The 23489-nt window shown below is 55.9% G+C and carries 19 protein-coding genes and 2 tRNA genes; 3 read left to right on the forward strand and 18 right to left on the reverse strand.

Going from position 1 to position 23489, the window contains the following annotated elements; translation table 11 throughout:
• Window positions 1-8: 8 nt before the first annotated feature.
• From dapA to BQ7114_RS03160, 15 genes are all read right to left on the reverse strand, one after another.
• Window positions 9-902, reverse strand: coding sequence for a 4-hydroxy-tetrahydrodipicolinate synthase (gene dapA / locus BQ7114_RS03085; RefSeq protein ID WP_072341813.1), 894 nt, complete (start codon window positions 900-902; stop codon window positions 9-11).
• A 74-nt stretch (window positions 903-976) separates the two neighbouring features.
• Complete coding sequence (locus BQ7114_RS03090) at window positions 977-1552, reverse strand: GNAT family N-acetyltransferase (protein WP_072341815.1); 576 nt, start codon at window positions 1550-1552, stop codon at window positions 977-979.
• A 14-nt stretch (window positions 1553-1566) separates the two neighbouring features.
• Complete coding sequence (dapB, locus tag BQ7114_RS03095) at window positions 1567-2307, reverse strand: 4-hydroxy-tetrahydrodipicolinate reductase (RefSeq protein ID WP_072341818.1); 741 nt, start codon at window positions 2305-2307, stop codon at window positions 1567-1569.
• Window positions 2308-2352: 45 nt separating this feature from the next.
• Entirely contained in the window at window positions 2353-3675 is a 1323-nt protein-coding gene (locus tag BQ7114_RS03100) for a M16 family metallopeptidase (RefSeq protein WP_072341821.1), read from the reverse strand.
• Window positions 3676-3717: 42 nt separating this feature from the next.
• Window positions 3718-4356 (reverse strand): hypothetical protein, encoded by a 639-nt coding sequence (locus BQ7114_RS03105; protein ID WP_072341824.1) that lies wholly within the window; start codon window positions 4354-4356, stop codon window positions 3718-3720.
• A 106-nt stretch (window positions 4357-4462) separates the two neighbouring features.
• On the reverse strand, window positions 4463-6778 hold the full coding sequence (locus BQ7114_RS03110) for a polyribonucleotide nucleotidyltransferase (protein WP_072341826.1): 2316 nt from the start codon (window positions 6776-6778) through the stop codon (window positions 4463-4465).
• Between the two features lie 202 nt (window positions 6779-6980).
• Complete coding sequence (gene rpsO / locus BQ7114_RS03115) at window positions 6981-7250, reverse strand: 30S ribosomal protein S15 (protein WP_034508030.1); 270 nt, start codon at window positions 7248-7250, stop codon at window positions 6981-6983.
• 162 nt (window positions 7251-7412) lie between these two features.
• Window positions 7413-8399, reverse strand: coding sequence for a bifunctional riboflavin kinase/FAD synthetase (locus tag BQ7114_RS03120; RefSeq protein ID WP_072344708.1), 987 nt, complete (start codon window positions 8397-8399; stop codon window positions 7413-7415).
• A 45-nt stretch (window positions 8400-8444) separates the two neighbouring features.
• On the reverse strand, window positions 8445-8660 hold the full coding sequence (locus BQ7114_RS08800) for a hypothetical protein (RefSeq protein ID WP_083309293.1): 216 nt from the start codon (window positions 8658-8660) through the stop codon (window positions 8445-8447).
• Between the two features lie 20 nt (window positions 8661-8680).
• Window positions 8681-9652 carry a tRNA pseudouridine(55) synthase TruB gene (gene truB, locus BQ7114_RS03130; protein ID WP_083431715.1) on the reverse strand — a complete coding sequence of 324 codons (972 nt, stop codon included), beginning with the start codon at window positions 9650-9652 and terminating at the stop codon, window positions 8681-8683.
• Window positions 9649-10074 carry a 30S ribosome-binding factor RbfA gene (rbfA, locus tag BQ7114_RS03135; RefSeq protein WP_072341832.1) on the reverse strand — a complete coding sequence of 142 codons (426 nt, stop codon included), beginning with the start codon at window positions 10072-10074 and terminating at the stop codon, window positions 9649-9651. The genes truB and rbfA overlap by 4 nt, the downstream gene beginning before the upstream one ends.
• A 95-nt stretch (window positions 10075-10169) precedes the next feature.
• A complete protein-coding gene (gene infB / locus BQ7114_RS03140; RefSeq protein ID WP_195906702.1) occupies window positions 10170-13001 on the reverse strand; it encodes a translation initiation factor IF-2 in 2832 nt (943 codons plus the stop codon).
• Between the two features lie 106 nt (window positions 13002-13107).
• The gene (locus BQ7114_RS09125) at window positions 13108-13428 is read right to left on the reverse strand and encodes a YlxR family protein (RefSeq protein WP_083431716.1); all 321 of its coding nucleotides are present in this window, start codon (window positions 13426-13428) and stop codon (window positions 13108-13110) included.
• A gap of 26 nt (window positions 13429-13454) precedes the next feature.
• Window positions 13455-14498: a transcription termination factor NusA gene (nusA, locus tag BQ7114_RS03155; RefSeq protein WP_072341841.1), complete on the reverse strand. Its 1044-nt coding sequence runs from the start codon at window positions 14496-14498 to the stop codon at window positions 13455-13457.
• A gap of 10 nt (window positions 14499-14508) precedes the next feature.
• On the reverse strand, window positions 14509-14994 hold the full coding sequence (locus BQ7114_RS03160) for a ribosome maturation factor RimP (RefSeq protein ID WP_083431717.1): 486 nt from the start codon (window positions 14992-14994) through the stop codon (window positions 14509-14511).
• A 62-nt stretch (window positions 14995-15056) separates the two neighbouring features.
• Between BQ7114_RS03160 and BQ7114_RS03165 the strand changes: the two genes are divergently transcribed.
• Entirely contained in the window at window positions 15057-16163 is a 1107-nt protein-coding gene (locus BQ7114_RS03165; protein WP_072341845.1) for a hypothetical protein, read from the forward strand.
• Window positions 16164-16186: 23 nt separating this feature from the next.
• On the opposite strand, the gene BQ7114_RS03170 is transcribed toward BQ7114_RS03165, so the two are convergent.
• A tRNA-Ile gene (locus BQ7114_RS03170) sits at window positions 16187-16260 on the reverse strand.
• Window positions 16261-16374: 114 nt separating this feature from the next.
• On the opposite strand from BQ7114_RS03170, the gene BQ7114_RS03175 reads away from it, so the two are divergent.
• Both BQ7114_RS03175 and BQ7114_RS03180 read left to right on the forward strand, forming a co-directional pair.
• On the forward strand, window positions 16375-16890 hold the full coding sequence (locus tag BQ7114_RS03175) for a hypothetical protein (protein ID WP_072341847.1): 516 nt from the start codon (window positions 16375-16377) through the stop codon (window positions 16888-16890).
• A gap of 68 nt (window positions 16891-16958) precedes the next feature.
• A tRNA-Asn gene (locus BQ7114_RS03180) sits at window positions 16959-17030 on the forward strand.
• Window positions 17031-17225: 195 nt separating this feature from the next.
• On the opposite strand, the gene BQ7114_RS03185 is transcribed toward BQ7114_RS03180, so the two are convergent.
• Window positions 17226-21140 (reverse strand): ZmpA/ZmpB/ZmpC family metallo-endopeptidase, encoded by a 3915-nt coding sequence (locus BQ7114_RS03185; protein ID WP_230205951.1) that lies wholly within the window; start codon window positions 21138-21140, stop codon window positions 17226-17228.
• A 382-nt stretch (window positions 21141-21522) separates the two neighbouring features.
• The gene (gene dnaG, locus BQ7114_RS03190) at window positions 21523-23475 is read right to left on the reverse strand and encodes a DNA primase (protein ID WP_072341851.1); all 1953 of its coding nucleotides are present in this window, start codon (window positions 23473-23475) and stop codon (window positions 21523-21525) included.
• Window positions 23476-23489 lie beyond the last annotated feature (14 nt).

Consider the following 23489-nt stretch of genomic DNA (forward strand, 5'->3'; position numbering starts at 1 on the left):
CTATCCACTCACAAAAGCTCCAGATCCTCCATCGCGCGGCGCATGCGGTCTAGCTCTTCATCCAAGGCGGGAACGAGCGGCAAACGCAAGCGATCGCTTTCGATGATCCCCATCATGTGCAACGCGGCCTTTGCCATCACGGCGCCCTGACCTCCACCCATGATCGAATCAATGAGCGGCGTTAGCAAGCGTTGGATGTTCCTTGCCGTAGCAACATCGCCCTCGTTAATCGCATCAATCTGTTGCCTGAAGAAAGCACCCGCAACGTGGCCAACTACCGAAATGATGCCCGAAGCCCCCTGCGCCATCAGCATGCAGTTCAAGCCGTCATCACCCGAGTAGTAGGCGATCCCCGTGCGGTTCATCCGCTTAATCGCCTGCTCCGGCTTACCCGTGGCATCCTTCACCGCGACGATACGGTCATTGGCCGCAAAGTAGTCCAACGTTTCATCTGAAAACGCGAGGCCGGTGCGTCCCGGAATGTCATAGAGGACCACGGGAAGCGTGGTTTCACTAAGGATTGCGTCAACGTGCGCGCGCAGACCCCTCTGGGACGGACGATTGTAGTACGGGGAGACCACCAACAGTCCATCCGCACCGTGTTCCTGCGCATTCACCGCTATACGCACCGCGTGAGCCGTGTCATTTGACCCCGCACCTGCAAGTACAAATGCGCGCTCACCCACGGCTTCAACAACCGCATCAGTCAGATCATTCTTCTCCGGCTGATACGTTGTGGGAGCCTCGCCGGTAGTACCGGAAATGAGAACACAGTCGGTGCCTGAATCAACCAGGTGCTTTGCCAGGCGCTGCGTGGAATCAATATCCAAAGAGCCGTCCTCGTGGAACGGCGTGACCATCGCTACGGACTGCTGACCAATCGGGTGCTTAACTTCGCTCATAATGCCATGCTAGCCATCACAGTTTTGAAAGCCAGCACGTGTCCGCTACTTGAACCGAAGATTAGAATGATTGGCTAAAACTTTGCCCACCACAGGTGTTCAACCACGCGGTGTGGGCCAACCTCCAGCTTGCGTAAAATGCCGGCCGGCCCAAAACCGGCCTCCTGAAAGAAACGGATCTTCTGGCCATCCCCCGCCACAATCCACACGCGGATATTCTTCGCACCATCGTCTTGTGCTAAATCTGAAAGCGCCGCCAAGAGCCTCGACCTATGGCCCTCTCCCCTATGATCAGGATCCACCTCCAGCGCGATGATCTCGATGCCCGGCTCGTCCAACCCTTCTACACCCGGTACAGGCTCGGCAGGCACAGCCCCTGCAAAACCGGCCACGAGGTGGGAATCCAACGCTGTGAGGATCCTAAATCCGGGCGCGGGAGGAGACGCTATCGACTTCTTCCATGTGGCCGCCATGGCCCCCTCATTCAGCACGGCGCCAACCTGGGGATCAAGCTTTCCATCAATGCCCTGCGCCAACGACTCCAGCATCCCTTCAGCCTGGATGCGTGCAATCGCAGGGGCGTCGTCCACAGTGCTTGGACGCACCGACCGGTCCGCATTGAGGGCGCTCTTGTGGTGAAACCTATCCAAAATTCGTACCCAATCTACAGGTCAAGCAAATGCTCCAGGCCAACCTTTACGCCCGGGGTATCGGCAATATTGCGCACGGCTAGCAACACGCCCGGCATGAATGACGCACGGTCAAAAGAGTCGGTTCTGATGGTTAGCACTTCACCGGGATTACCCAGGAGGACCTCTTCGGTGGCCGTCATTCCTCGCAAACGCAAAGCATGCACCGGCACGCCACTGTAGCGCGAGCCGCGTGCACCCTGCGGGTCGGTTTGCGTCGCATCCGGCATTGGCTCACAGCCTGCGTGCCTCCTCGCCTGCGCAATCTTCTGCGCGGTTGCAACCGCAGTGCCCGAGGGAGCATCAACCTTATTTGGATGGTGCATCTCCACGATTTCAACCGACTCGAACAAGGGCGCAGCCTTTGCAGCGAACTCCATCGCCAAAACAGCCGACAGAGCGAAGTTCGGTGCAATAAACACGTTCGCGGAGCTCGACTGCTGAGCCGCGCGCACCTGATCCAGCTCGTCATCTGTCCAACCGGACGTGCCTACCACCGCGTGAACCCCCGCAGCCAACAGGTCAAGAACGTTTTGCAACTTCACGCTCGGAACCGTGAATACTACAGCCACGCTAGCTCCGTCAAGCGACTGCTCGTCAACTGCGTCGCCCGCATCAAGTCTGGCCACGACCTCCAAGTCCGGGGCAGCCTCGACCGCTGCACACACAGTCGAGCCCATCCGGCCCTTTGCACCAATCACCGCAACTTTAACCATGACAACACCCTATCTTTATGCCCAAACTTCCTCGACAACAGGCCACTAAATGGGCATCACAACGGATCTGCACGCGGGCTGATCCAGCAAGAACTGAGCCAGATCAGCCACGTCGCCGCTCGTGATCGCATTAATACGCGACAGAGTGAGCTCCAGCGGGATGAACCTGCCGTGAACCACCTCGGCACGCCCCAAACGCGCCATGCGAGCACCAGAATCTTCCAATCCAAGTGCCATCGCCCCACGCAACTGCCCCTTCACTCGGGCGAGCTCTGCATCAGTTGGGCCGGCAGTGGCAAGATCTTCCAGCTGCTCACGCATGAGTTGCTCCACCAAATCCACATTTTTTGGCGCGCAACCCGCATACATCCCAAAGTGGCCGTAGTCGACGTACGCCGTGTCAAACGCATACGTAGTGTATGCAAGCCCGCGGCGCTCGCGGATCTCTTGGAACAATCGGCTGGACATCGACCCGCCCAAAACGCTCAGGAGCACGGCCATCGCCGGACGGCGATCGTCATTAGCAGTAATTGAACGGCCACCCAGAAGAACGTGAGCCTGCTCCCCCGGCTTTTCCCTTTGAACCTCGCGAACTTCAAAAACCGGTGCCGGCTGATTAGAGATGCGCGTAGACACAGGCACCGCGGCCGGATCTAAATTCCAGCCCGCCTCAGCTAGCGCTCCGCCAACCAGTTCGCACAGCTCCGCGTGATCAACAGCTCCCGCCGCGACGATCACAAGCGAGGACGGCCTGTACTTCTCGTGGTAGTAACCCACCACTGCATCACGCTGAGCAGCCGAAACCGTCTCAATCGAACCACCTATAGGGCGACCCAGGGGGTGATCGCCATAAATCGCCTGCGCGAAGTTCTCATGCACGATCTCAACCGGGTCGTCGTTACCCATCGCTAGTTCGTCTAGAATCACGCCCCGCTCGCGCTCAAACTCGGCCTCATCCAGCAAAGATGAAGACATCATGTCCATCAGCACTGCCACAGACATCGGCAAATCCTCCGCCAATGTCCGCGCCCAGTAGTACGTGTATTCCTTCGTTGTTGCCGCGTTAGACTCGCCACCCACCGCGTCAAACGCATTCGCAATATCCTGCGCCGAGCGCGTGGGCGTGCCCTTGAACAGCAGGTGCTCCAAGAAATGCGTAGATCCCGCCTGCGCAGGCTGCTCATCACGAGAGCCCACCGGGCACCACGCCGACAGCGAAACGGAACGCTGCGCCGGTACGTGCTGGGACAAAACGCGAACACCGCCAGGCAAAATCGTTCGCTGAATCAAAGTCTCATCGTCAAGCAACGTGATCGATGCGCGCCCATCGGCAGAAGAAACCAGCGGAAGATCAAAATCCTCAAGCACCCGCGAAATCCTATCCAACTATTACAACTGATACTTCAACGCCTACAGGCTCGGCTTGTCCTCAACTGGATCTACCGCCTCATCATCCCCGCCAATCACCTTGCGCGGCGAGGCGCTCGCAGCTGTTCCCGGAGTTTGCATGCGCGGCGTAGCACCGCTCTCATTCTGATCTGCCGGATCAACGATCTCGCGATTCGGGGAGGCTGCAGGCGCTTTAGCAACCGAGCTCGCGGTCTCATCACCCTTAGCGGACTCTTTCAACGACGCACCCAGTACCTTCGCTGTTGGGACAGCTCCCGTCAGACCCAGAATCAAGCCAACCAATGATGCGACCGCCAGTACGACCATCGCAAAAACTGCGTTGCCAAGAGAAACCACCACATCTGCGCCTGCCAGTGCCAACGAGGCGACCCAGGTTAGGCCTGCTGCAAGACCCGCGCCCACCAGCACCACCAGATAGAACGAGCGTGGCGCCAAATTCCACGTGGCCCTTCCAAGAGCTAGCCCGCCGGCCATTGCTATGCCTGGAATCGCAATCAGAGTCAGGCTCATGATCATGTACGCCAGCGATGCCGAACTAGGATTTAACGTATCGTCCACGGTGTTCCACATGATCACTGCGACCAAGAAATCTAGCACCAACAGTGCAAGCATCACAAAAAAATCAGTATAACGGCGCATTTCGCCCTCCAATCGAGACTACAAGCCCAAGCATATAGAAAATCAAAAGCGGCATAAACAAAGCGCGGGGAATGCACCGGCACTCCCCGCGCTTCGCTGGACAATACTAGTCTTCCTGGCCCTTACGCGTACGCGTGCGGGGGCGACGACGGTTGTTGTTCGAGCGACGACGCTCCGAGCGCTTCTCTTCGCGCTGTTCGCCATCTTCTTCGCTCTGATTGGCGGCCTCGGCCGCTTCGCCTTCAATAACCGCGTGTAGCGAAAGCTTGCCGCGATCATCAACCTCAGCGATCTCAACCTCAATCTGCTGGCCAACGGAAAGCACATCATCAACAGAATCAATGCGCTTGCCACCTACTAGGCGACGTACCTGGCTAATGTGGAGCAGGCCGTCCTTGCCCGGCGTGAGCGAAACGAACGCGCCAAACGAAGTGGTCTTAACGACCGTGCCAACGTAGCGCTCGCCAACTTCTGGAAGCTGCGGGTTTGCAATGGCGTTAACCATGTCACGAGCTGCATTTGCGGCCTCGCCGGTCTCGGCAGCAATGTAAACCGTGCCGTCATCCTCAATGGTGAGGTCCGCGCCGGTGTCTTCTTGAATCTGGTTGATCATCTTGCCCTTCGGGCCAATGACTTCTCCAATCTTGTCAACCGGAACCTGAACCGAAATAATGCGCGGGGCAAACTGCGACATCTCATCCGGCTCGGAAATAGCCTGGTTGATGAGGTCAAGAATCACGAAGCGAGCCTCACGAGCCTGCGCCAATGCTTCCTTGAGCACCTGCGAATCGATGCCGTCAAGCTTCGTGTCGAGCTGGAGCGCCGTGATGTAATCGCGAGTACCGGTAACCTTGAAGTCCATGTCGCCAAAGCCGTCCTCAATACCGAGAATGTCGGTTAGCGTAACAGCCTTCTGCTCACCATCAACCTCACCGGTAATGAGGCCCATTGCGATACCCGCAACCGGGGCACGCAACGGCACACCGGCCTGCAGGAGCGACAGCGTGGACGCACAAACCGAACCCATCGAGGTCGAACCGTTCGAGCCAAGCGCCTCCGACACCTGACGGATCGCGTACGGGAAATCCTCACGCTTTGGAATAACCGGAACGAGGGCGCGCTCCGCAAGTGCACCGTGACCGATCTCGCGGCGCTTCGGCGAGCCCACACGGCCCGTCTCGCCAGTGGAGTACGGCGGGAAGTTGTAGTGGTGAATGTAGCGCTTGGACTGTAGCGGCGACAGATTATCCAGCTGCTGCTCCATGCGGAGCATGTTCAGCGTGGTAACGCCCATAATCTGGGTTTCGCCGCGCTGGAACAGAGCCGAACCATGAACGCGCGGAAGCACCTCAACCTCGGCTGCCAGCGAACGGATCTCCCTGGGAGTACGTCCATCAATACGCTGACCGTGACGCAGCACGCGATCACGCATGAGCTCCTTCTCGATCGCGCGGAAGGCAGCCTTTAGGTCCTTCTCTTCCTCTTCTTCGAACTTGTCGGCAAGATCCTCAAGCATCTTCTGCTGGATCTCGTCGATGCGATCCTCGCGCTTAAGCTTCTCTGCAATCGTGAGAGCCTCGGCCAGATCAGCCTCAACAGCAGCCTTAACAGCATCGTAGTGCTCATCCTGATAGTCGAGGAACAGCGGGAACTCAACGGTTTCCTTACCAACCTTCTGCGCAATCTCACGCTGTGCTTCGCACAGCTGGCGGATCACCGGCTTCGCGGCCTCAAGGCCGTCAGCAACAACATCTTCCGTCGGAGTGGTGCCACCATTTTCGATGAGGTCGATCATCGAGTCGCCGCCACCGGCCTCAACCATCATGATTGCAACATCGCCATCAACAACGCGACCTGCAACCACGATGTTGAACGTGGAACGCTCCATCTCGGAATAACGCGGGAACGCAACCCACTGGCCATCAATCAAAGCCAGGCGCGTGCCTCCGATCGGGCCAGAGAACGGTAGACCCGAAATCTGCGTGGACAGCGAGGCGGCGTTGATCGCAAGAACATCGTAGGGATCCTGCGGGTTCACAGCCAGCACGGTTCCCACAACCTGCACCTCGTTACGCAGGCCCTTCACAAACGCGGGACGAAGCGGACGGTCAATCAGACGACAAGCCAAAATGGCTTCCTCGCCCGGACGCCCCTCGCGGCGGAAGAAACCACCCGGGATGCGACCAACCGCGTACTGGCGCTCCTCAACGTCAACCGTCAATGGGAAGAAATCAAACTGGTCGCGCGGGTGCTTACCAACCGTCGTGGCCGACAGAATCGTGGTCTCATCGTCCAAGTACGCAAGCGCGGAGCCTGCGGCCTGGCGAGCCAAACGGCCCGTCTCAAAACGAATCACACGCTTGCCGAACTTACCGTTATCAATCACGGTTTCGACTGCGGTGATGTCATCTCCCTCCATCATGGGAAATCTCCTTTTCACTAGAGACTGCCCCGGACCGGCCTTCGATTGAGACCCACGGAAAACAAGCTCCGGGAGCCACTACCGAGGACCGCGCTCCAAGCGGCAGTCCAACTATCTTCAAAATATCGGGCGCTATTCGCGCCAAAATGTCCTAATATGGAAAAGAAGGCCCGGCTCCCTGCGGGAGTCGGGCCACCAAACGCTATCGGCGCAGACCCAAACGGGCAATCAGCGCGCGGTAACGCTCAATATCAACATCGGCTAGGTAGCCGAGCAGACGACGACGCTTACCAACCAGCAGCATAAGACCGCGGCGGGAGTGGTGATCGTGCTTGTGCGTCTTGAAGTGCTCAGTGAGGTCACGAATACGCTGCGTCAAGAGCGCGATCTGGACCTCGGGCGAACCCGTGTCGCCCTCGTGAGTTGCGTACTCTTTGATGATCTGTTCCTTGACATCCTTAGAAAGGGCCATGGGTTCTCCTTAATAATCTCGTTGCACGGCGCTCCGGGGCCTGTTCACCCGGGCATAACGCGTCCGTGGCCGATTCACGGCAACCTTTACGATACCATGCGTCTGGTCAACATCTGGCGCAGGCCCTAGATTCTGCGCCTTTTACGCCGTGATATTAGACACCTAACCGGCCGTAACAGCGCTGGGATCCACCCGGCCCGCAACTGCTACGCCCAGAACGGATGCGGACTCGCGAATGTCCTCATCCATTTGTTCAAGGAGTTCTTCCACTGAATCGAACTTCTTCATGCCGCGCAGGCGCTTAACAAACGAAACCGCGATCTTCTCGCCATACAAGTTCAAATCCGAGCGGCCAAGCACGTGCGCCTCAACGGTGCGATGATTCCCATCAAACTGGGGATTCGTGCCCACCGAGATCGCCGCCGGCAAGAACACGCCTGCGGGCGCATCCGCCACCTGGCGAGTAAGCCAGCCGGCATATACCCCGTCAGCTGGAATCACGCCGTCGCAGTCTTCCTCCAAATTTGCAGTTGGAAAACCAAGCTCGCGCCCCCGCTTATGTCCGTGCTTCACAACGCCACGAATCCTATGCGGACGCCCAAGAACCCGAGCGGCCTCGGCCACCTCGCCCTCCTGTAACAGCTCACGCACCCAGGAAGAAGACCAGCGCGCGCCATTCTCATCGACGATGTCGGGAAGCGTAATCACTTCGAAGCCGAACTCTTCACTCAGGCCTCGCAAGGTTGAGATGTTGCCAGAATTACCGGCACCGAACTTCATATCCTCGCCAACCACAATGCCCTGCACACCCAGAGCCTTACTAATGCTTGAGATAAACTCGCGCGGCGTTTGCGAATAGAGCGCCTCGTTATAGTCGAGTACCAGTGTTGCATCAATACCGTATCCGGCAAGCGCGTCCAAGCGGTCTACCAGCGTGGTGATGAGCTTCAGATTGCGCCCCGGACAGTGCACCTGCACCGGATGCGGGAAGAAGGTGATAGCAACTGCGAGCGCGTCCTTCTTGCCTGCCAGATCCGCACACATACGAATCAGCTGCTGGTGCCCCCGATGAACGCCATCAAAATTTCCAATCGTTACAATCGTGCGCAATCCCTTGGGTACTTGTGCAAGACCGCGCCACACACTCATCACCATGAGTTAAAGCCAACTCCCAAAAATGGTAGGAAAACTAGACTACTTTGCCTGTTCTGGTTGCTTGCGACGCCCGCATCCGCAACCGCCACCACCATGGCCGTGTCCACCACCGTGTCCATGGCCATGACCGCGACCTTTACCACCGCATCCGCAACCACCGCCGCCGTGGCCCTTCCCACCGCAGCCGCAGGTTTTCTTCTCTTGGCCCGCGGCAGAGATGTCGCGTAGCCCCAACTCGTTCATCGGATTATCCATGGGTTTACCTCCATCAGTTTTCACAGTGGGTCCGTGGAAAATACAAGCACAGGTTTATACTTCTTTCCACTTCTTTTCAAAAGCGCCCGGACTTCTCCCTTCCACGTGCAAGCAGTTATCTGCCCGTCGGGAGTGCGCACCTCTACCTTTGTCGCGTTACCGTGGCGCATCACCTCAGCCTCGGATTCGGTAAGTTCGATGCTCCCAAACTGCTGGCTTGTTGCTTTTGTCAAAGAAAGCACGTCAATCGGTTGCGGATCCTGTTCGCACTGGTTGGAAACGAAGCTGGCGAGCCGATCTAACGTTACGGCCTCATCTAGCGTCCACTTCCCCACCCTGGTGCGTCTAAGCGCAGTTAGATGCGCTCCGGTGCCAAGCATTTCCCCGAGGTCCCGAGCAATTGCCCTCACGTAAGTACCGCTTGAACATTCCACTGCCAGATCGAACTCCAAAGCGGGTGTGCCGTCACTAAGCCGGGTTGGCATCAAATCCGAGGTGCGTTCCAAACGCGAAATCATGACCGGGCGCGCCTCGAGATTCACATCTTTGCCCTCGCGATGCAGGGCGTGAGCACGCTTTCCACCAACTTTGATCGAGGATACCTTAGCCGGTACCTGCATGACCTCACCGCGCATGGAGGCAAGCGCCTCATCAACTCGCTCGGCACTCAAATCGCGCGCACCCGGCGTAGAAATAACCTGCCCGTCAGCATCATCCGAATCAGTTGCGGCCCCGAGTAGAACCCGCGCGTGATACTCCTTGTCTGCCCCGGTAATGAACGTCAGCAACCGGGTTGCCTTCCCAATTCCAAGTACGAGAACACCCGTGGCCATCGGATCAAGAGTGCCCGCGTGTCCAACCTTGCGGGTTGCTGCCAAACGGCGCACCGCGCCAACCACGTCGTGACTTGTTACACCCTGGGGCTTGTCCACGATTAGGAGCCCATCAGCCGCGCTTACCTGCGCGCGGGGCATATCCAGCCGTTGCTTCACTCTTCTTCAGCGCTCTTGTACGGATCCTCCTCGCCAGCATACTTGGCGTTCCTAGCGGTTTGGGCGAGCTCTTCATCAGCCTTACGCGCCCTTAGCAGGGCTTCTTCAATATCGGCTGCGGCCTGCGGCAAACTATCAGCCTGGAAATCGATGGTCGGCGTGAGGCGAATACCGAGGGCCTTGCCAACCTCCGAACGGATCAGCCCCTTAGCGGACTCCAGTGCCTTTGCGCTCTTGGTAGCCTCGTCCGCCGAGCCCAGCACCGTGTAAAAAATCGTGGCGTGCTGCAAATCGCCCGTCACTCGAACATCGGTTACCGTCACAAAACCCAGACGCGGATCCTTAATCCGACGTTCAAGCAAACGAGCTACCGTCTGCTGAATCCGATCCTCCACCTTACGCTGGCGATTAATATCAGCCACTGCGGCCTCCTCAAAAATAGAACCGGCCTCAAATTTAGCAAAATAAACCGGCTCCCACCTTTTTGGGCGGGAGCCGGCACTACTTGGAAATAGCGCTAGTCGCGTGGCTTCTCGCGCATCTCCCAGGTTTCGATGGTGTCGCCAACCTGAATGTCCTTGTGGCCAAGCGTGATACCACACTCGTAACCGTCACGAACCTCGGTGACGTCATCCTTCTCGCGGCGAAGCGATTCGATCTTGAGGTCTTCTGCAACCACAACACCGTCACGGACAAGCCGGGCACTCGTGTTGCGCTTGATAATTCCCTTCCGAACGATCGAGCCGGCAATATTGCCGAACTTACCGGACTTGAACACCTGCAAGATCTCGGCAGTACCAAGCTGAACCTCTTCGTAAATCGGCTTCAGCATGCCCTTGAGCGCGGCCTCGATCTCTTCAAGCGCCTGGTAGATGACCGTGTAGTACTTGATCTCCACGCCCTCTTCATCGGCCAGGCTTGCAACCTGCTCATTCGGACGAACGTTGAAGCCAATAATGACAGCGTCATCAACCGTTGCGAGGTTAACGTCGTTCTGCGTAATCGCACCAACACCGCGATGGATGATGCGTAGCTGAACTTCTTCACCCACATCAATCTTGAGTAGCGAATCTTCAAGTGCTTCAACCGCACCCGAAACGTCACCCTTGATGACAAGGTTAAGCGTGTCAACCTTGCCTTCCTTGAGGACCTTATCGAAGTCCTCAAGCGTAACGCGCTTGCGCCTGCGAGCCAGCTGAGCCTGACGCTCTGCAGACTCACGTTTATCCGCAATTTGGCGGGCCGTGCGGTCATCTGGCGCAACTAGGAACGAGTCACCAGCGCGCGGCACGGACGTTAGGCCAAGAACCTGAACCGGGCGTGCCGGGCCTGCCTCTTCAACCTCATTGCCCCACTCGTCAAACATCGCGCGCACGCGCCCGTAGGACGAGCCTGCAACAACGGCGTCACCAATGCGTAGCGTTCCACGCTCAACCAGCATCGTTGCAACCGCTCCTCGACCACGGTCCAGATTCGCTTCAATCGAAACGCCGCGGGCGTCCGTGTCGGGATTCGCTTCCAGATCGAGGGCCGCATCGGCGGTAAGTAGAACCGCTTCAAGCAGGTCTCCAATACCCTTGCGCTGTTTTGCGGACACATCCACGAACATGACGTCGCCGCCATACTCTTCAGCAACGAGGTTATATTCAGTGAGCTGCTGGCGGATCTTATCCGGGTTCGCAGTATCCTTATCAACCTTATTTACCGCCACAACGATCGGCACATCAGCGGCCTGCGCGTGGTTGATCGCCTCAATGGTCTGCGGCATAACACCGTCATCGGCCGCGACAACCAGGATCGCAATATCCGTTACCTGAGCGCCACGAGCACGCATTGCTGTGAAGGCTTCGTGACCGGGCGTATCAATGAACGTGATCAAACGATCGGTGTCGTCATGCTTCACGTGCACCTGGTACGCACCAATGTGCTGGGTGATGCCACCGTGTTCGCGGTCCACAACATCCGTGTGCCGGATGGCGTCAAGAAGCTTTGTCTTACCGTGGTCAACGTGACCCATGACGGTTACAACCGGCGGACGCGGGGCGAGGTGCTCCACATCGTCAAGCTCTTCAGCTTCCAGATCGATGTCGAATGACTCAAGGAGCTCGCGGTCCTCATCCTCTGGGGACACAACTTCAACCTTGTAACCAATTTCTTCACCCAAAAGCGTGAAGGTGTCTTCATCGAGCGACTGCGTTGCGGTTGCCATCTCGCCAAGGTGGAACAAAACGGTTACGAGCGATGCGGGATTAGCATCGATCTTCTCCGCTAGGTCGGCGAGCGAAGCACCCTGACGTATGCGAATAGTCTGACCGTTGCCGCGCTGAATCTGCACGCCACCAATGACGGGCGCGTTCTGCTGTTCGAACTCTTGCCTCTTGGCGCGCTTCGACTTGCGTCCCCGCTTACCAGTTCCTCGACCAAACGCGCCCTGCGTTGCCCCACGGCCACCACGACCACCGCGTGGAGGCGCGGACATTGGCGGCTGCTGGCCGAAGCTAGGAGCCTGCGACTGGCGTGAGCCGGAACGGTTAGAACGCCTGCTCTGACGGTTGCCGCGCTCAGGTGCATTGTTTCCGCCCGACTGTCCAAATGTGGAATGACCCGGCATCATCATGGGCGACGGACGAGGCCCGCGCTTCTTACCGCCGCGTGCAGGAGCCGCCGCGGCTGCGTTGCGTCCGCCTCGCTGACCGCGATGCGGCTTATCGTTGCGGTCAGCGCCGCGGCCACCACCCGGCCGAGGCATGCCCTGCTGCGAAGAGAATGGGTTGTTGCCCGGGCGCGGTCCTGGACGCGGCATTCCCTGCTGGGTTGCGAATGGGTTGTTGCCCGGGCGCGGTCCCGGCCTAGGCATGCCCTGCTGCGAAGAGAATGGGTTATTACCGGGGCGCGCCATTGCCTCGTTCTTAGGCTTCGCCTCTTCAGTCTTCTTCTCAGCTTCAGACTCTGCAGGCTCAGGCGTAGCCTTCTTCGCATTCGGCTTAGCGGTCTTTGCTGGACCGGGAATGACATCTGCTGGACTCGGCGCCTGCGTTTTCTCGGTCTTTGAGGTCCTAGCCTTGGGCTTTGCTGAAGCCTTCTTGGCCTTTACTTCCTTGGCATCCGCCTTAGGGGCCGACTTTGTCGATTTTGCCGACTTCGCCGGTTTATCGGCCTTAGCTGGCTCCTTGCTTTGCTCAGATTCGAGCTTAGCGCCAAGGGTCTTGCGAACTCTTCTAACAACGGGAGGTTCAATAGTCGACGAGGCCGACTTTACAAACTCACCATTTTCCTTCAAGTGCGCAAGAAGTTCTTTACTCGTGATTCCGAGCTCTTTCGCGAGCTCGTGTACACGCAATTTTGCCACAACTCTCCTGTTCGGGTCCGCCCCGAACAGGACGGACATCTAGTTCTGCTGGCAGCTCATCGCTGGGTACTCATCGGGTGCCCATCAGCTTCCAACCCGCTTCCATTTACTCGTCCGCAACGCGCTCCCTGCGCGCTGGTTGGTTTTCTTCTCGAGCGGAAAAATCTATCGAGAAGGAAACACGGCTTCTGCCCCCAGGCAAACGAAGAGCGCGATTAAACGCCTTCTTTTTCACTGCCCGATCTAGACAGGATTGCCGAGGATGAATCCAGGCTCCTCGCCCGGGCATGCTCCGGCGCGGATCACTAACAACACTTTCAAAGGCCTCGCTGTAAACGCAGCGAAGCAACTCATCAGAGGTTGCTACTTCCCGGCACCCTATGCATGTTCGCCGTGGTGCATCGGCATAACGGCTACGCATAAGCATGCTTCCTTTTAAGCCTATCGTTATTTTTAGTCCGTTGGTTCGATATTTTCTGAGCCCTGCCTCACGTCAGGACGCGAAATATCGCCCGTCATGACCCCCAGGCCGGCCTCCGTATCAGAATGAATATCGATATGGAAGCCGCACAGACGCGCGGCAAGACGCGCGTTTTGGCCTTCCCGGCCAATAGCAAGGGAGAACTGGAAGTCAGGGACAACCACTTCCGCATTCTTACCTTCAAGATCAGTAATTGTGACCGAAGATACTCGCGCAGGAGACAGTGAGTTAGCAACGAATCGAGCCGGATCCGAAGAGTAATCAACAATATCGATCTTCTCGCCCTGCAACTCCGTCATCACCGCGCGCACGCGCCTGCCCATGGGACCAATGCAAGCGCCCTTAGCGTTCACGCCCTCACGTGTGGCCGCAACCGCAATCTTGGTGCGGTGGCCGGCCTCACGCGCGACGGATTTGATCTGCACAAGGCCTTGCTGAATCTCTGGAACCTCGCGCTCAAACAAGCCTTCAACCAGACCGGGGTGGGTGCGTGAAACAGTGATCGCAGCGCCCTTCTCTCCGCGAGAAACATCCACCACGTATGCACGTAGCACGTCACCATGGTTGTAAGTCTCGCCCGGGACCTGCTCGGATTGAGGAAGGCGAGCTTCGAACTCGCCCACGCGTAGCATCACGAAAGCCGGATTGCGCTGCGCCTCCACGGTGCCAACCACAACCGAACCGGTACGGCTACGGAAGTCGCCTAGTACCTTCGAATCCTCGGCCTCGCGAAGCCTCTGCGCAATCACCGAACGCGCGGTAGCAGTAGCGATGCGCCCAAACTCTTTGGGAGTGTCATCAAACTCGCCAATCGGGTTGTCTTCTTCATCAAACTCGGTTGCCATCACGGCAACCTTGCCGGTGCGCTGATCAATCTCAATGCGAGCCTGATCCATAGCCCCAGGCATCTTGTGGTAGACCTTCAGCAAGGCTTCCTCAATTGCGGCAACGAGTGTGTCACCATCAATTTCAAGCGAGGCACCCACTTCCCGGAGTGTACGCATATCGATTTCCACGAGGAGCCTCCTACTTACCTAACGAACCGAAGTCAACGCGCGAATGCGCCTTCGTGATCTTATCAAGAGCTACGGTCACTTCGCGTTCAGATTTACCTTTTTTGCCCGCAATGCTAAGGGTCACACTCTGATTGTCAGAGCTGACCACTCTACCCTTTAGCCGTTCACCATTCTGGCTTTTGATTTCCACCAAGTGTCCGATACAGCGCGAGAAATGCCGCGGAGTTTCAAGCTTGCGCTCAGCGCCCGGCGTTGAGACTTCAAGCGTGTAGGCACTCTCGATCGGATCTGCTTCGTCCATAGCCGCCGAGATTTCACGCGAGACCTGTAGCACATCGTCGGCATCCACGGACCCCGCGCCCTCCTTCAAATCAACCGTCACTCGCACCAGGGGCTCCTTACCCCTAGTTACAGTTACCGATTCCAAGAACAGATCTGCACGGCTCACAATCGGAGCTACGAGCGCCTCAATCCGAGCCTCGATGGCTTTTGACATCATTCTCCTTAAAGAGCGGGACTGGTTCGAGCCTGAGCCCTCAATCAGACTATTATGCACACATGCCTTCAATAACGCACGAATCCACGGCTGACACGAAGATCACCACAAAAATTCAAGCTATCGTTCCAAAACGAATTGTAGTCCCAATCTTCGTCGCCGGGATCGCCGCTGCGACCCTGACCGGTTGCACTGGCATTTACGTCGAACAAGACGGACCGCAGCTACCAAACATCCCTGAGTCCCAAGAGGTGTTCCAACAACTTGTTCGCAACGAAACCGCAGTACTGGATAGCCTCACGCAACCAGGTGAGGACTGCCAGCCATGCATGGATTTCGCCGCCGACCTGGGTGAAAAATCGAAGCAGCGCAGCGAACTACTCGGCGGACTATGGGAGCCATGGGGAGAAAACGTGCCAGATGGCGCTCCCCTGCCTGATCCGGTGCCACAGGCAGGTAGCACGTGGGCCGAGCTCACCGACTTCATCATTGGTACCGCCACCGCCGATCTTGCGGCCGCCACCGAATTGGACTCAAAACAGGATCAACTAGCCGCGGCCTCCGTGGCAGCCGGAAGGCTGGCCGATGGCCTCAAATTGTCGGACCTGCTCGAAGTCCAGCCCACCCTCCCGACTTTTGTCACCCCCACGGGTGAACCTCGTATGGAGGTAGCAGGGCGCTCCGACCTCAAGAATCTTGGTGAAGTGGCCGCGCAATGGGACTGCGCTGCGCAATGGATCGCCTATTACGGGGCCGGCGATGACGCGGACGGGCCTTCTGCAATCGAGGTAGCTGCCCGCGCGCAAGTAGATGACCTCGTTGCTTTTTCGCAGCGTACCATCAGCGCCGGCGCTCCGGACCAGCGCGCTCTGTCATGTTTGGCTCCTGCTAGCGACGAGGATCAGACGGGACTTAGCGGCACGGAGAACAAACTGTTTGCCACTAATCTGGCATTCTTGCTTGATCACCCCTACCTCGCCCTGCCCGGCGAGGATGACGAGCAGAATCCGCTTGCGTTCGAAGCACTTACCGCCCAGCTGACGTCGTGGGTGAGCATAGGGAATGTGCCTGCAACGCCGGGCGTCACAAAATCTGATGTTCCAAAAGAGGCGCCCACGGAGCCCACGCAGTTTGCCCCGTTCTACAACAACAGTGGAGCGGCAAAATAAGCGCTGGGCGCGGCCACAAAAAGTGCCCCGACCGGGGCTCGAACCCGGGACCGACGGATTATGAGTCCGCTGCTCTAACCGACTGAGCTATCAGGGCCTGGGTAAATCATGCCAGCTTGGCGAATGTGAATCAAACCAATCTACGCATTGACCGCGCGGCGCTTCGCCGGCGCTGATGTGAGGACAGCGGGGTTATCGTACAGTGAAAGCTATGACTTCAGCTACGAGATTTAAGCTTCCAAAAGCCATTGCGAGCTCACTACAAGCGAGCTTCTTAACGAAAGCGGACACCAAACGTCCTGCCATTGAGCTTGAGGGAGGAGTTTGGCTACTGCTCGCACAACTTGGCCCCGTGATAATTCGGGACGACGACGTAGCATTTGTTGCGCACTGGCACGAGGTACAGCACGCCGTGTGGGAAGCGGGTAGCCAGATGCTCATCATCCGCTGGGTAGATCCCACCCGCGAGCCATGGCACGGCGTTACGCTGGATGGCGATGTTCGCCGATTCATGTCGCAGCTCGAAGAGTTCATCGAATACACCTATATTTCCACCGCCTCGCGCAAAACTGCAGATGGAACGTGGATCCGCGCATCCATTCGGCGCTCTAGCGACGGCAATCTTTTTTCCACGCTAACCGCCGGTGGTGATCTAGATAACGAAGGAGAAAAACTCGCGTTCGAGTTGGAGCGGAACCTGCGCGAATCTGTTGGATTAGAGCGGTAAACAGACCGGTTTGATCCCGATTTGGCACGGCGCAAAAAAGTATGTAGAGTGTATTTCGCGCTAAGCAATCCCGCGTAGCTCAACGGCAGAGCATTCGACTGTTAATCGAACGGTTGCTGGTTCGAATCCAGCCGCGGGAGCAAACAAAAGCCCGTCTGAATAGACGGGCTTTTTGGATTTCCGTACAAAATGTGGGGTAACCCAACGATCCGCGCCCCCAAAAGTCCGACACCTCCCCGATTGGGCGTAACGGTTTGGGAATTAGCAAACCCCGCCACCGTTCGATCGCGACGGTGACGGGGTTTGTGCGCAAGGGTGAATGGGATCAAACCTCGTTACTGCATGCGCTCAGCTTGACGCCTGCGACTAAGCAGCAACACGCCAGTAGCGCTGAGCAAAACGAGAGCTACTAACGCGGCCGGCCCCACAGAACCAGTACTCACTAATGTCCTTGTCTTGCCTGCAGTTTCCGAAGCACTCTGAGTCGGGTTTGACGAAGAATTGCTCTGCTGCGAAGGTTTAGTGTCAGGTTCACCTGTACCAGGATTAGGAGTGGTTCCAGGAGTTTCTTCACTTGGCTTTGTGTCAGGTTCGGTGGCATCGGTGCCCGGTTGCTCGTCGGCTTTTATTATCACCTTTAGAGTGATTTCTTCACTGCTGCCGTCTTCATAAGTAACGGTCACCACTGCCGAGAGCTCTCTTGCTTCGTCGGTACTGGGCACATCACCTTTCCACTCAAACGTGACCTTAGTTAAATCAGCTGGAGCCTTCCCCTTAAACGAAATTACCGTACTCAGTTCGGGGAGCTTCTCACCTTTTTTAACCGTGATCGGATCGGCTTGTGGAGTATAGACATCTTTATCAGGAACAGTCTCCGCTGGGGTCAAATCCTCCCAGCAAAAACCGCCCGAGTCCTTCGCTACCCCAAAGTTGTGGGCACTAGTGTTATTTTCGAAAACATAGCCGTCTTTAGTTTTAGCTATCAGCTCTTTTGCTTGGTTGATTTCCCAAGTGACCTGCTCAGTATCGTTGGGCTTAATCCAGGTTGCATTAGGCTCTGCTTTCCCGTTAGCCACCCATTTATTGCAAGGGTCATTCACCTCAGGGGTTTGCGGAATCTCCACCTTGGTCAAGGGTTTAGCATTAACGCTAATAGCCACGATGATTTCTTCACTACTGCCATCACCATAAGTAACAGTGATAGTTCCCTCAAACGTGCCGACTGCATCCGTGCTAGGTGTCGGCGCCTTCCAGTCGGACTTCACCTTATCCAAATCGATAGGCATCTGACCGGGAGTATCCGGGAACTTAACTACATCTTTAGGTAGCGGAAGCATATCTCCCACTGTAAGAGAAATCGGGTCAGCGAACGGGTCGTACCGTTCTTTGTCGCTCACGCGGGTAAACGTAAAGTCCCACGAGGACGTAGCCGAAGGTTTAAGGATATAACCGTCCTTTGCCCTGGCGATGACGGTAACCTTAACCGGAGCGTTCAAATCAGCCTGGTTAGGGCTAACGTTGACGGTTCCGGTAACTACATTTGCGTCAACCAAGTATTCAACGCCCTCTACCTCAGGTAACGTGTAACTGCCGATATACTCATTTTCGCCCTGAGTAAAGTCGTCATCTAGACTGCTGGGGGCTTTCGGGGTCACATAGGCCGTGAAAGTCCAGGTGCCAATAACGGTTTCGTCTTTAGCTATGTTCGTGATTGTCTTAGGTTCCCAGCCCTTGAAGTCATAGATCCCCTTATCGGTAATCACTTGCTTCTCCCCTGGTTCTACCAGGGTCACCGTGCTACCAGCAACAATATCGGTTTGCGCGGTTGGTAGGAGTTTTTGCACGTCCTCGGGGAGGGCGTCAAAATCGTTAAAGCTGTATGTGACCGTGTAAGTTTTCGGGGCGTTCTTATAAATGTTGGTAGCAAACTGATTGGTGTTCGTTTTATACGCCAAGAAAACTGCGCTCTTTAACTGTTCCACCTTTGTTTGCGTAGGCATTTTGCTGTACCAGCCCCATTGCAGCAGGTGATTATTTTTCAGGTCGTCTTCCACAGCAGCATCCATCAGCTCTTTAAGCTGAGCGTAGGTGGTGATCTGCTGGGTCTTTCCCTCCCAATCAATAGTGATTGGTTTTAAGTTATCCTTCTTAGCAATACGGTCAGCATACTGGGCCTTTTTGAAAGCAGCCATAGTTGGGTAAGTACCGCCGCTCACCTTAGAAATAATCACGTCGTCGCTAAACTGAGTACCCTGCGCAACGTCGCCCGGTTTTAGCTGATTAGACAGGTAGGGAACCATACCCTCGTAGTAGCCGTATGCCGCAAGCATCTCCCAGCTTAGGCGCTTAGTGTGTATATCTCCGCTCATACCATTGGGATTATGAGGCGCTCCATAAATCGGGGTAAACAGCGGGATCGCGTAGTAGCCGTTATGTTTAGCGGTGCCGGTTACCTTTTGCCCGTCTACCATAAGTCGATAAGCAACCGCGTTCATATCCACCAAGTCATTGATTGTTTTTAGATCCTTCGCCTCATCGACAGTGATATTGTCAAACTTTTCGTCCTTGTTGGACAAGGAGGCTTTGTTGAATAGCTTTGCTTTGGTGGCATCGTCTTTAGACAAAGCTACCTCAGCTTCTAAATAATCCAGGGTGTAGATTAAGTCCATCTGGTTGCCGTAATAGGTTTTCAAATCCTCAGGCGTCTTAAAACGATCTGGATTTTCATTCCCATAAGTTACTTGCCCAGTGCGGTCAAAAATCTGGTTGAGGTCGAAGTTCGCCCCTTTATCCGTGTCATCGTTTTGATGCCACGGCTCGAACACGCCCCTCGTAATCAGTTCGGCACTCGCGCCGGAACGCTGACCATATCCCGCAAAATGAACTTCATTCGCCATTTGGTGGGTGTGTTCGTGAGCGTAGGTGGTCAGCCCGCGATCATCTAGACCATTGGCTAACCAGTAGTGGATTTGTCCGCTATTAATGTCGGCCACTCCATCTGCCTGTGTGAAAGTGAAATAGTAGCCCAACGGGGTCATAAACTCTTTAACTCCGCTGGCAACTCCTTCACCCTGTTTAGGCGACCAACGCTTTTGAGCAGAGGGCTCATCTGGGTTCTTAATCTGCTGGTTATCCCATACGCGGCGGTTACCTACCAGTTGTGCGCGTTTATCCTCTTTTGCTAGGCGATACCAAAAATCTAAATAGTCGGCGTGACGGTCAGCGGCATATTCAACCTTGTTTTCAAACTCCTCTAGCTCGGCAATATAAGCATCTGGATCAGTGTCTTTGAGCGTTCTATTCACATAGGTATCTGTCAGACCGTACATGATGGACTCCACTGTCGAAACCACATACATGGAGTTCTCTGACACGTTCAACAGGGCAAGTAGTTCTGCCTGACCGTTCGATTCGCCTTTGAGCTTATCGAATACCCCATATGGAGCAGTTGGGTTCGCCTTAGACTGTTTTTCGAAAATTACAGCTTTAGAAGTTTTCCAAAACCAATCGGCAGGATTGAGACCGGTCTTGGCTACCTGGTCGTTGAGGAACGATCCCAAATCGGTCTGGTCAGCTATCTTCCCACCTAACACATCTTTAAACAGTTGCGGTGTAGACAGCATTTTGCGCTGGTTGGCGTTCTGCTGTCCAATAGCTTTGACGACGTCTAGAGGAGCATACTCTTTGCCGAAAGCATTATTCTCAGTCACTATCTGGCGTGCAACCGTAACACCCTCTTTAATGCTAAAACCGTAGTTACGTTGCAGATAGGCAAGACCAACCAGAAAACCGGCAGCATCGTTTTTAATCGCGTTTACGTAGTAGGCTGCGTCTTTGTTCTTCCCATCTGCCACGGCAGAATCTGCTTTTAGCATTAGGGGAAGGATTGTTGGTAAGTCATCTTTGATTTGGTTGAATGCGCCTTCCATATCGGAAGCGAGTAAATACTCTTCTTGTAGCGCCTGGAGTACTACATCATCCGGGACATCGTTAAGGGTGGGATACTTATCTTTATTGAGCTTCCAAATCTCAACTTTTTTGTTTAGTTTCTCGGTTCCCGTGAAGTTGGTCTTTGCAAGTTTCGCCCTGATGGCTTCATCACGAAAACCAACTTTTTGTAAATCTCCCAGGACCTGGTTTAACACTTGCTGAACCTGTTGCTCTTCTAAAGCATCTGCTGCATAAGCACGAGGAACGGCCACCGACCCCGTAATGGTCAGCGTTAAGACAGTTCCCAAGGTTAAAGCCAACAGTTTAGATAGGCTACGCTCAATCTTTCCACGTGACGGAACAGAGTGATCCCTCATGTTTCTCCAATGCATTTTCTTGCGAGAACTACAACCAGCAATGACTTTTGGATTCTAGCCCAGACTCTTGTTTTTGATTCCCAGATTATCCCCTAAAGTGCCTTGCCAATGCAATAAACCGCTGCGCATTAACCTCGCAATGCCAAGCGACGCGACTCAACAGAATAAACAACCTTCACGAACAAAACCCTTCAAGATTCCGTCCGCACTCCATTGGCCTATCAACCCGCCATATCCCTGGCAACGAATACACTTCAAAAACGCACGCCCCACATGACTGATAGCGCACCGCATCTTCTAGTGGGTAGTAGCTCAAATTACCCAGTTAGAGGTCCTCTGTGAGTGCGCGACGTTTTTCTTCCAGACGCAGTAGCTCACTGAACGCCGCCTGATATTCGTCAGAGTCAAATGAATAGCGTCCGAGCGACGCCTTTAGTGAACCGATCTGACGATTAAGCCCATTGCGTACCAACGCGCGAACCACACCAAAGCAGTAGTCGCGGAGGCGATCTGGATCATCCTGCGGTAGCGGCGCCACCGCGAGCTGCGTGATCACCTTCGCAACCACCTCACTACCCGACTCGATCAGGCCTTGATTCCAATGCGCTGCAGCCCTGCGCGCAGCCTCATCACCAACCCCAACCTCGGCCTCGGTGATTTGTAGATAATCCATATAGGAGGCCAACCCACCGCCTGCCCGGATCGCGTCATGGACCGCGCGGTAAGCCGGCGTTGAAAAAGCATCCCCATCAAGTTCGTCGAAACCTGAGCCCGAAACGTAGCCCGGGTGCTGCACGATTGCCTCCAGCGCCTGCCTCTCCAGCCGCACAATCGGATCAGCCTCATTACCAATACGCATTGGGGCGTCTTGCACCTGCGCGCCATGGCCGCGCTCTAGCCTCGAATCAGGGCGGCGGGCGCCCCTGCTAGCAACAGACACGGCGTGCAATACCTCGCGCACATCCATGCCCAGCCAACCGGACAGCTGACGCGCGTACTCACGTTGCAACGCGCGATCGCGAATGCCCGCCACAATCGGAGCGCTTGCACGAAGCCCGTGCACACGCCCCTCGGCGGTAGTGAGGTCAACTGTGGCAAGCGTTGAGCGAATGACAAATTCGAATAGCGGCACGCGCGATTCAACCAGCTCGATCAACGCCGCATCGCCCTTGTTCATGCGTAGATCACAAGGATCCATTCCGGTGCGTTCCACAGCAACGAACGTTTGTGTAGCGAAGCTTTGGTCCTCGCCAAATGCTCGCAGAGCGGCTTTCCGGCCTGCCTCGTCCCCATCGAAGGTGAAGATCACCTCTCCCCCCAGGCTTAGACCGGATGAGAGTTGTACGCCCGCAGCCGGATTAGCCACGTCGCCCAGTAGGCGGCGAATGATCTTCACATGCTCTTCACCGAAAGCCGTGCCACAGGTAGCGACGGCGGTATCAATGCCGGCCAGGTGCGCGGCCATTACATCCGTATACCCCTCCACGATCACTACCTCGCGTTTTTTCGCGATGTTGCGCTTAGCAAGATCTAGCCCGTACAGCACCTGAGACTTGTGATAAATGGGAGTCTCTGGCGTATTCAGATACTTCGGCCCCTGATCGTCCTCATGTAGCCTGCGCGCACCAAATCCGATGGTCGCGCCCGTTAAATCCCGGATTGGCCAAATCAGACGACCTCTAAAACGATCATAAATTCCACGATTACCGTTACTTGCCAGGCCCGCCTTAACTATCTCTTGATCTTGAAAACCGCGCGAGCGAAGCAGATTTGTGAGATTGTTCCAGCCCTTAGGTGCGTAGCCAATACTGAAGCTAGTGGCAGCGTTTTGGTCAAAGCCGCGCTGGGCCAAGAATTCGCGGGCAATCTGTGCCTCGGGCGAGGACAGGGAGCGGATATAGAACTCCTCCGCGATCTTGTGCTGATCAATCAGACGTTGGCGCCTGCCGAACTCGCCCGGCCCCTTCGCCCCTTCCTCGTAGTGGAGCGTGATGCCAGTCTTTTGCGCAAGGTGTTCCACGGCCTCGGTAAAGCTTAAATGGTCAACCTTTTGCAAGAATGCGATAGCGTCACCGCCCTCGCCACACCCGAAGCAGTGCCACAGGCCCAGGTGGGGGCGGACGTGGAATGACGGCGTCTTCTCATCATGGAACGGGCACAGACCTTTCATTGATCCGGTTCCCGCAGGGCGAAGCGTCACGTAATCATTAACGATGTCCTCAATTGCGGTGGCCTCGCGAACCTTCGCGATGTCCTCTTTCCGAATCAGCCCAGCCATGCCTTATATCCTAA

Source organism: Actinomyces urinae (assembly GCF_900119695.1).
Taxonomy (GTDB): Bacteria; Actinomycetota; Actinomycetes; order Actinomycetales; family Actinomycetaceae; genus Gleimia; species Gleimia urinae.